The sequence below is a fragment of the Polaromonas sp. genome (genome assembly GCF_018780625.1).
In the GTDB taxonomy this organism is placed as follows: Bacteria; Pseudomonadota; Gammaproteobacteria; order Burkholderiales; family Burkholderiaceae_C; genus Polaromonas.
Map to the genome: position 1 here is coordinate 12,071 of NZ_JADMJK010000247.1, position 9,915 is coordinate 21,985.

The following is a 9,915-nucleotide window of genomic DNA, read 5'->3' on the forward strand; positions in this document are numbered from 1 at the left end:
GGGCTGGTGGCCGCCGGCCAGGTGCTGATGCATGTGCGCTCGCGCAAGCCGCTGCACGACGTGATGCGCGCCATCGGGCTGGGCAAAACCGTGCATGACTGCGGCTTTGCCTTGCAGGCCAATGCCGAGGCGCATTTGCGGCCCCGCATGCGGCTGGCCGACATTTACCCGGCACGCCTGCTCCAGGCCACGCTGGAGGTGGCCGCGCGCTGCCGCTTCAGCCTTGATGAAATCCGCCAGCTTTACAGCTACCCGCTGCAGGAATCCCTGCCGGTGGCCGAGTCCCCCGGCGCAAGCCTGCGCCGGCTGACGGCCGAGGGCGCCACAACGCGCTTTCCGGGCGGCGTGCCGGAAAAAATCGCGGCCCAGCTGGCGCATGAACTGGCGCTGATTGAAGAGCTGCACTACGAGATGTACTTCATCACCGTGCATGACATCGTGCGCTTTGCGCAGTCCCAAAACATCCTGTGCCAGGGGCGCGGCTCGGCGGCCAATTCGGCGGTCTGCTATTGCCTGGGTATCACGGCCGTCAACCCGGCGGAAAGCAGCGTGCTGTTCGAGCGTTTCATGAGCCGCGAACGCAGGGAGCCGCCCGACATCGACGTGGACTTTGAGCACCAGCGGCGCGAAGAAGTGATCCAGTACATCTACGCCAAATACGGCGTGGAGCACGCCGCCATTGCCGCCACCGTCACCACCTACCGGCCGCGCAGCGCCCTGCGCGACGTGGGCAAGGCGCTGGCCGTGGCCCCCGCGCTGATCGAGCAGCTGGCCAAAGAGCATTTCTGGTTTGACGGCAGCCACGCGCTAAAGGAAAAACTGGAAGAGGCCGGTGTGCAGGCTGAAGCCGGTCCGATGCTGCAGTGGCTGGACCTGACGGTGCAGCTGATGGGCTTTCCGCGCCACCTGGGCCAGCATGTGGGCGGCTTTGTGCTGACGCAGGGCAAGCTGACGCGGCTGGTGCCCATCCAGCCCGCCACCATGGAACACCGGCGCATCATCCAGTGGGACAAGGACGACCTGGACGCCATGGGCCTGCTCAAGGTCGATGTGCTGGCGCTGGGCATGCTGTCGGCGATCCGGCGCTGCCTGCAACTGGTCGACGCCACGCGCGGCGGGCGGCTGCAGATGCACCAGATCGAATCGGGCGACGCGCAGACCTACGACATGATTTGCCAGGCCGACACCGTGGGCGTGTTCCAGATTGAAAGCCGGGCGCAGATGGCCATGCTGCCGCGCCTGAAACCGCGCTGCTATTACGACCTGGTGGTACAGGTGGCGATTGTCCGGCCGGGGCCGATCCAGGGCGGCATGGTGCAACCGTATCTGCGCCGCCGCGCCCACCCTGAAGAAGAGGCTTACCCCAAGGAAGAGTTGCGCGAAGCCCTGGGGCGCACGCTGGGCGTGCCGATTTTTCAGGAGCAGGTGATGCAAATTGCCATGATTGCCGCCCAGTTCTCGGCCGACGAAGCCGACGACCTGCGCCGCTCCATGGCCGCCTGGAAGCGCAAGGGCGGGGTCGACCGCTTTCACGACCGGCTGGTCAACGCCATGCTGGCCAGGGGCTACGAGGCCGAATTTTCCGAAAACATCTTCAAGCAGATGCAGGGTTTTGGCGAATACGGCTTTCCGGAAAGCCACGCCGCCAGCTTTGCCAAGCTGGTCTACGTCAGCTGCTGGCTCAAGTGCCATGAACCGGCCTGCTTCCTGGCCGCCATGCTCAATTCCCAGCCCATGGGGTTTTATGCACCGTCGCAGCTGGTGCAGGACGCCATTCGGCACGGCGTGCAGGTGCGCGCGGTCGACGTGACCTGCAGCGGCTGGGACTGCGCGCTGGAGCCTGCCGGGGATGTTTCACTGCGGCCAGGCTATCCGGGCATCCGGCCCGCGCAGCCCGCGTGCGGCTGGGCCTGCGCCTGGTATCTAGCCTGTCTGAAACCAGCGCGCACCGGCTGCTGGCCGCCAGAAGCCAGTCCCCGTTCACCAGCACCGAAGACCTGGCCTTGCGCGCGCAACTCGGCACGCTGGAGATCAACGCCCTGGCCGCAGCCGATGCGCTGGCGCCGCTGGCGGGCCACCGGCGCCAGCAGGTCTGGCAGGCCGCCGCCATCAAGCCTGCGCCGCAATTGCTTGAATCGGTGCCCACGCAGGAGGTTGCTTTTACGTTGCCAGAGACGCCCGAAGGGGAAAACATCCTGTTTGACTACCGCGCCACCGGCCTCACGCTGCGCCGCCACCCGCTGGCCCTGCTGCGGCCGCGCCTGGCCCAGAAAGGGCTGCTCAGCGCCAGCCAACTCAATGCGCTGCCAAGCGGCGAACTGGTGGCGGCCTGCGGCTTGGTCACCATGCGCCAGCAGCCGCAAACGGCCAAGGGCACGATCTTTATCAGCCTGGAAGACGAGACCGGCCCGGTCAACGTGATTGTGTGGAAGTCGCTGCGCCAGAGGCAGCGCGCCGAGGTGCTGCATGCGCGGCTGCTGGCGGTGTACGGCGTGTGGCAGCGCAGCGAAGAAAGCGGCCATGATGGCCAGCCGGGCTTCGGCGCGGTGCGCAACCTGGTCGCGCACCGGCTGGAAGACCTCACGCCGCTGCTGGGGCGGCTGGGCACGTCAAGCCGCGATTTTCATTAACGGCAAGCGGCTCATATCCCCGACGGAAAGGTTTCCGGCGCCTCGCCGGCGTGCCACACCTCGCCTTTTTCCAGCGGCTCCAGGGCGCTGGTTTCGTCGATGTGAATCAGCGCGTCGAACTGCTTGGCCAGGCGGGTGTAGAAATAGTGGCTCTGGCGCTCGGTTTCGGGGCGGTAGATCACGCCAATGGCGCGCTGCAGCCGCTGCGTGGCCGCCAGCGTGCGCAGCGCCGGGTCGTCGCGCAAAGGCAGTAAAAAGCGCGCGGTCCCGGTGTGGTGAAACACGTCTTCCCAGCTGCCCGGCAGGCCATCGCGCACGCGCTTGCGCTCAGGCGGCTTGTCCCAGTCCGATGCCGCCGTGACTGTGCCATGGTGGGTGCTAAAGCCCACCAGCACCGCGTCGTGGGCGTAGCGGTCGCGCATCAGCTGGCCCACGTTCCATTCGCCGCGCTCGCTCATCTCGGTCGCGCCGGCATCGCCCAGATGCGAATTGTGCGCCCATACCGCCATGCGCGGCGGCGTGCCGCTGGTGCCCAGGTGGCGGTCCAGCGCCTGCAGCGTTTCCACCATGTGGCTGTCACGCAGGTTCCAGGACGACACGCGGGCGTGGAACATGGTGCGGTAGTACTCTTCGGCGTTGCGCACCAGGCGGGCATTTTGCTGGGCATAAAAGGCCTCGTCGCGCTCCATGCCGGGTGTGGGCGGCAACTCGCCGGCGCGGCGGGTCATCTCGCGCAGTTGCTGGATCACTTCGTCTTCGCAGCTAGGTCCCATGCCAAAACTGGCGGCGTAGCCATAGGCCTGGCTGTCTTCTGCGGCATGGTCAAAGCAGGCATAGCGCGCACGCGCCCGGCCTGCGGCTTCGCGGTCGGCCCGGTCCAGGTAGCGCAGCACTTCCTGGATGGACGTGAACATGCTGTACAGGTCTATGCCGTAAAAGCCGACCTGGTTCTCGGGTGGGCGGCCGATGTTGTAGCCGCGCAGCCACTCCACAAAGTCGCGCACCTCCGTATTGCGCCACATCCAGGACGGAAACCGCTTGAAGCCCGACAGCGCGGCGGGCGCATCGGCGTCGCCCGGCAGGCCGCGCACGTAGCGGTTCACGCGCCAGGCATCGGGCCAGTCGGCTTCCACGGCAATGGCGGTAAACCCTTTTTCGGTGATCAGGCGCCGCGTGATGGCGGCACGCTCACGGTAGAACTCGTGCGTACCGTGCGACGCCTCGCCCAGCAGGGCAAACCGTGCGGGCCCTATCAGTTGCAAAAGCGGGTCGTAGTCGCCCAGGCTGCCGGTCAGCGGCAGCAAATGCTGTTGCAGACCTTCCAGCACCGGGCTCCTGGCACGCGGAGCCTGGGCTTGCTGCATGGGCACCAGGTGGGCGCTGAGCGCCCTGGCGTGCAGGCGGCGGGCTTCATCCAGCAGCGTGCGCACTTCGTCGTCGCTGGCTTGCGGAAATTGTTCGTACCACAGACCCACGGCGCGAAACGGTGCGGGCATGGCGGCGCAGACCAGTTCGTCGACCTCGCCCTGCAGCGACTGGCAGGTGTCCTCGGCGCCCACCGGCACAGCCACCACCAGGTGCGCCGGATGCTGCTGGCGAATGCCCCGCAGCGCAGCGCGCATGCTGGCGCCCGTGGCCAGTCCGTCGTCGACCACGATCACGGTGCGGCCGGCCAGGCTGATGGCGGGGTGCTGGTCGCGGTACAAGTGCTCGCGCCTGACCAGCTCAGCCTGTTCGCGCGCCACCACCTCAGCGATTTCTTCCGGCGACACGTCCAGGCCGGGCAGGGGGGACATCACGCGCACGCCGCCGCTGGCAATGGCGCCCATGGCGTATTCCTCATGGCCCGGAAAGCCCAGCTTGCGCACCACAAAAACATCCAGCGGCGCCTCCAGCGCGCGCGCCACCTCAAAACCCACGGCGACGCCGCCGCGCGGCAGGGCCAGCACGACCAGGTTGGGCCGACCACGGTAATGCGCGAGTCTTTCGGCCAGCACGCGCCCGGCCTGGTGGCGGTCCTCAAAGGGCAATCTGACGTCCTTCATGATGCCTGCTCCGATTTCTCTGCACGCTTCGCGCCGGCCTTGTGCTTGAGGTGGGCGACAAACCAGTCGGCCGCCAATTCGGCGACTTGCTCCAGCGTGCCACGTTCCTCAAACAGGTGGGTCGCGCCCGGAACGATGGCCAGGCGCCTTTCGCACTGCAGATGTTCGAAGGCTTGCTCATTGAGTTCAATCACCCCGTGGTCGTCGCCGCCCACAATCAGCAGCGTAGGCGCCGTGACCGCCGCCAGCGCTACCGGGCCGGCCAGGTCGGGGCGGCCGCCGCGCGACACCACGGCCGAAATCCGGTCGCCCAGCCGGGCGGCGGCAATCAGCGCCGCAGCGCTGCCGGTACTGGCGCCAAAGTAGCCGATGGGCGCCTGTTTCAAGTCCTCTTGCGCCAGCACCCACAGCGTGGCGTCCTGCATGCGGCGCGTCAGCAGCGAAATATCAAAGCGGTGTTCACGGGTGTGCATGTCAACTTGCTCCTCTTGCGCCGTGAGCAGGTCAAACAGCAGCGTGCCGACACCGGCTTGCTGCAGTTTTTGCGCGACCTGCCGGTTGCGCGCGCTGTGCCGGCCGCTGCCGCTGCCGTGGGCAAACAGCACCAGGCCGCAAAAGTCTGCGGGCAACACCAAGTCGCCATAAAGCGAGGCATCGCCGCAGGCCAAGCGGACTTCACGGGCCAAGGGGGGGTGCGTCGGTTGGGTCATGGAAAAGCCTCCTGCCAATGCCCCAGCTTAGGCAAAGCCAGCCCAACGCGCCATCAGACTTTTCTTGTTCCCGGGTAAGAATGCGGCCGCCCGGCCAGGCCTGCGTTCAGCCCAGCTTTTTCACCAGCACCTGGCTTTTGCGGTCCCAGTTGTACTTGCGTTTGCGCGCTTCGGGCAGCCAGTCCGGGTCCACCGCCACAAAGCCGCGCTTGATGAACCAGTGCATGGTGCGCGTGGTAAGCACAAAAATGCTTTGCAGGCCGGCGGCGCGCGCCCGCTGCTCGATGCGTTTGAGGATTTTTTCGCCGTCGCCCTGGCCCTGGCTTTGCGGCGACACGGTCAGCGCGGCCATTTCGGCGGTCTTGGCTTCGGGGTAAGGGTAGAGCGCGGCGCAGGCAAAGATCACGCCGTCGTGCTCGACGATGGTGTAGTGGTCGGCGTCGCGCTCAATTTCAGTGCGGTCGCGCTTGACCAGCGTGCCGTCGTTCTCAAACGGCTCAATCAGCTGCAAAATGCCGCCCACGTCGTCGCTGGTGGCTTCACGCAGGGATTCCAGCTTTTCGTCGACCACCATGGTGCCTATGCCATCGTGCACATAAATCTCCAGCAGCAGTGAGCCGTCGGTGGCGAAGGGCACGATGTGGCTGCGCTCAACGCCCGCCTTGCAGGCCTTGACGCAGTGCTGCAGGTAAAAGGCGGTGTCGGTGGGGCGCTCGCTGGCGGGCAGGCTGGCCAGCAGCTTTTCAGCGGCGGCCAACGGCAACTCGGTGTCAATCGGGTTGTCGTCGCTGGCAGGCTGCTCGGGGTGGATCCGGATGCCCGGGATTTCGCTCACAAAGATCAGCTTGTCGGCCTGTATGGCGATGGCCACCGAGGTCGCGACCTCTTCCATGGTCAGGTTGAAGGCCTCGCCGGTGGGCGAAAAGCCAATCGGCGACAGAAGCACCATGGCGCCAAAGTCCAGCACCCGGCCCAGGGCGACGGTATCGACCTTGCGCACCAGTCCGGAGTGCTTGAAGTCCACGCCATCCAGAATGCCCACTGGCCGCGCCGTGATGAAGTTGCCCGAAATGACGCGCACCGTGGAGTCGGCCATGGGGGTGTTGGGCAGGCCCTGGCTGAAAGCGGCCTCTATTTCATAGCGTAGCTGGCCGGCGGCTTCCTGCGCGCAGTCGAGCGCCACTTCGTCGGTGATGCGCATGCCGTGCGAGTATTTGGCCGCATGGCCCTTGGCCCGCAGCTGTTCATTGACCTGCGGCCTGAAACCATGCACCAGCACGATTTTTACGCCCATGCTCTGGATCAGCGCCAGGTCGGTGGCCAGGTGCTGCAGCTTGCCCGCCGCAATGGCCTCACCGCAGACGCCGACCACAAAGGTCTGGTTGCGAAATTTGTGGATGTAGGGCGCTACCGAGCGAAACCAGGGAACAAAGGTGAAGTTAAAGACCGCAGACATGGGCGCGCTTTCGGGTTCTGGAGGCAAGAGAAAATCAGCCGGGAAAAAATGCGCCAGCCCTGGTGTTGGGGCTGTTCCGGGCCAAAAATAAAATTGGCTTGAGTGTAAGGGAGGGCGGCCCGGGCCAGAACGCCGATAATCCCAAGCTTTGACTGCGCATACCGCCTTGTCCTCCTTGTCCCCTTTGGCCATCACCTTTCCCGAGTCACTGCCCGTATCCGGCAAACGCGAGGACATCACTGCCGCGCTCAGCGCCCACCAGGTCATCATCGTCTGCGGTGAAACCGGCTCGGGCAAAACCACGCAGCTGCCCAAGATTGCGCTGGCCATGGGGCGCGGCAAGCTCAACTACCCGCCCGGCCAGGGCAAACTGATCGGCCACACCCAACCGCGCCGCATTGCGGCTTCCAGCGTGGCCAAGCGGATTGCCGAAGAGCTCAAAACGCCGCTGGGCGATGTGGTGGGCTACAAGGTGCGCTTCCAGGACCGGCTGAGCCGGGACGCGTCCGTCAAGCTGATGACCGACGGCATCTTGCTGGCCGAGACGCAGACCGACCCGCTGCTGCGCGCCTACGACACCATCATCATCGACGAGGCGCATGAGCGCAGCCTGAACATCGACTTCCTGCTGGGCTACCTGCGCCAGCTGCTGCCGCGCCGGCCTGATTTGAAAGTGATCATTACCTCGGCCACGATTGACGCGCAGCGTTTCGCCGATTACTTTGCGTCCAGCAAAGGGCCGGCGCCGGTCATCATGGTGTCGGGCCGGATGTTTCCGGTCGAGCAGCGCTGGCGCCCGTTTGAAGAGTCGCGCGACTACGACATGAACAACGCGATTGCCGACGCGGTGGACGAGTTGTGGCAAAGCCCGCACAGCGCCGGCGACATCCTGATCTTTTTGCCGGGCGAGCGCGAGATTCGCGAAGCGGCCGACCATCTGCGCAAGCACCTGGCGCACCAGCCGCTGACGCGCAATGCCGAGGTGCTGCCGCTGTTTGCGCGCCTGAGCCAGGCCGAGCAGGACCGGATTTTTGACGGGCACACCGGCCGGCGCATTGTGCTGGCCACCAACGTGGCCGAAACCTCGCTCACGGTGCCGGGCATCCGCTATGTGATTGACACCGGCACGGCGCGCGTCAAGCGCTACAGTTTCAGGAACAAGGTTGAGCAGCTGATGGTGGAGCCGGTGAGCCAGTCATCGGCCAACCAGCGCGCCGGCCGCTGCGGCCGGGTGGCCGACGGCATTTGCATCCGGCTTTATGACGCGCAGGACTTTGCCGGCCGGCCGCGCTTTACCGACCCCGAAATTTTGCGTAGCTCGCTGGCCTCGGTGATCTTGCGCATGAAGGCGCTGCACCTGGGCACGATCGAGGACTTTGCCTTCATCGAGCCGCCGCAGCGCCGCGCCATTGCCGACGGCTACCAGCTGCTGGCCGAACTGGGCGCGGTGGACGACGACAACGAGCTGACGCCGGTGGGCCGCACGCTGGCCAAGCTGCCGCTGGACCCGCGCGTGGGCCGCATGATCCTGGAGGCCAAGGACCGGCAGGCGCTCGATGAAGTGCTGGTGATTGCCAGCGCGCTCAGCGTGCAGGACGTGCGCGACCGGCCCATGGACAAGCAGCCGCAGGCCGACCAGGCGCATGCCAAGTTCGACGACGAAAAAAGCGAGTTTGTGGGCTACTTGAGGCTGTGGAAATGGCTGGGCGACGCGCGCGGCGGCCATGACGCGGTTCATAAACTGACGAATCGGCAGTACGAAACCCTGCTGCGCGAGAACTTTGTCAACATCCGCCGCGTGCGCGAATGGCGCGACATTCATTCCCAGCTGCACAGCGTGGTGGGCGAGCAGGGCTGGCATTTGAACGACAAGCCGGCCAGCTACGAGCAGCTGCACCTGTCGATGCTGTGCGGCTTGCTGGGCAATATTGGCTGCAAGAGCGAAGACGAAGACTGGTATCTGGGCGCGCGCGGCATCAAGTTTTACCGCCACCCGGGCGCCAAGCTCAGCAAGAAGCCGGGCCGCTGGATTGTGGCGGCGGAACTGGTGGAAACCACGCGACTGTTTGGCCGGGGCATTGCCAACATCGAGCCGCTCTGGATTGAGCAGGTGGCGGCCCACCTTTTAAACAAGCAGCTGCTGGACCCGCACTGGGAGAAAAAAGCCGCGCAGGTCACCGCGCTGGAGCGCGCCACACTGTATGGCCTGGTGGTGTACAACGGACGGCGCGTCAACTTTGGCCGGGTGGACCCGGTTACGGCACGTGAAATTTTCATCCGCGAAGCGCTGGTGGCGGGCAACTGGGACACCAAGCTGCCGTTTCTGGCCGCCAACCTGAAGTTGATTGAACAGGTGCAGGACCTGGAACACAAGGCGCGGCGCCAGGACGTGCTGGTCGACGAAGAGCTGATTTACGCCTTTTACGACCAGCAGCTGCCGGCCGATATTTGCACCGGCGCCAGTTGCGAGCGCTGGTACAAGGACCAGATCAAGCAGCAGCCCACGCTGCTCCTGCTGACGCGCGACGAGCTGATGCGCCACGAAGCGGCTGGCATCACCACCCAGTCTTTCCCCAAAACCTTGCGCCTGGGCGGCGTGGACTGCATGGCCACCTACCTGCACGAGCCTGGCGATGCCAAGGACGGCGTGACGGTGGAGGTGCCGCTGTTTGCACTGAACCAGGTCAACGAGGAGCGCTGCGAGTGGCTGGTGCCCGGCATGCTCAAGGACAAGATACAGGCGCTGATCAAAACGCTGCACCAGCGCCCGCGCTCGCGGCTGGTGCCGCTGCCCGACACCGCTGCGCGCATGGCGGAGCAACTGAACGAGCCGCAGCTGTTTGGCAGCGGCTCGCTGACGGACGCGGTGCTCAAATGGGTGCGCGACGCCACGTCGCTGGACATCAAGCGCGCCGACCTGAAGCTCGACATGCTGCCGCCCCATCTGTTCATGAACTTTCGGGTGGTGGACGAGCACGGCCGGCAGCTCGGCACGGGGCGCAACCTGGGCGCGCTGAAGGGCGAGCTGGGTTCGCAGGCGAGGGGGGCGTTTCAGGCGCTGGCCGGGCTCAAGA

4 protein-coding genes and 1 pseudogene are annotated in these 9,915 nt (G+C 65.6%); 2 read left to right on the top strand and 3 right to left on the bottom strand.

Annotated elements, in window-relative coordinates:
- Positions 1-2,630: pseudogene (locus IV091_RS17610) on the top strand (error-prone DNA polymerase); the annotation flags it as partial.
- Between the two features lie 11 nt (positions 2,631-2,641).
- Here the strand turns inward: IV091_RS17610 and IV091_RS17615 are convergent.
- From IV091_RS17615 to argA, 3 genes are all read right to left on the bottom strand, one after another.
- On the bottom strand, positions 2,642-4,675 hold the full coding sequence (locus IV091_RS17615; protein ID WP_366807021.1) for an erythromycin esterase family protein: 2,034 nt from the start codon (positions 4,673-4,675) through the stop codon (positions 2,642-2,644).
- Positions 4,672-5,385, bottom strand: a complete 714-nt coding sequence (locus IV091_RS17625) for an alpha/beta fold hydrolase (protein WP_293470649.1) — start codon at positions 5,383-5,385, stop codon at positions 4,672-4,674. Before IV091_RS17625 ends, IV091_RS17615 begins: the two co-directional genes overlap by 4 nt.
- 106 nt (positions 5,386-5,491) lie before the next feature.
- A complete protein-coding gene (argA, locus tag IV091_RS17630) occupies positions 5,492-6,841 on the bottom strand; it encodes an amino-acid N-acetyltransferase (RefSeq protein WP_293470650.1) in 1,350 nt (449 codons plus the stop codon).
- A 148-nt stretch (positions 6,842-6,989) separates the two neighbouring features.
- Between argA and hrpA the strand changes: the two genes are divergently transcribed.
- A partial coding sequence (gene hrpA, locus IV091_RS17635) for an ATP-dependent RNA helicase HrpA (RefSeq protein ID WP_293470652.1) occupies positions 6,990-9,915 on the top strand: 2,926 nt, incomplete at its 3' end.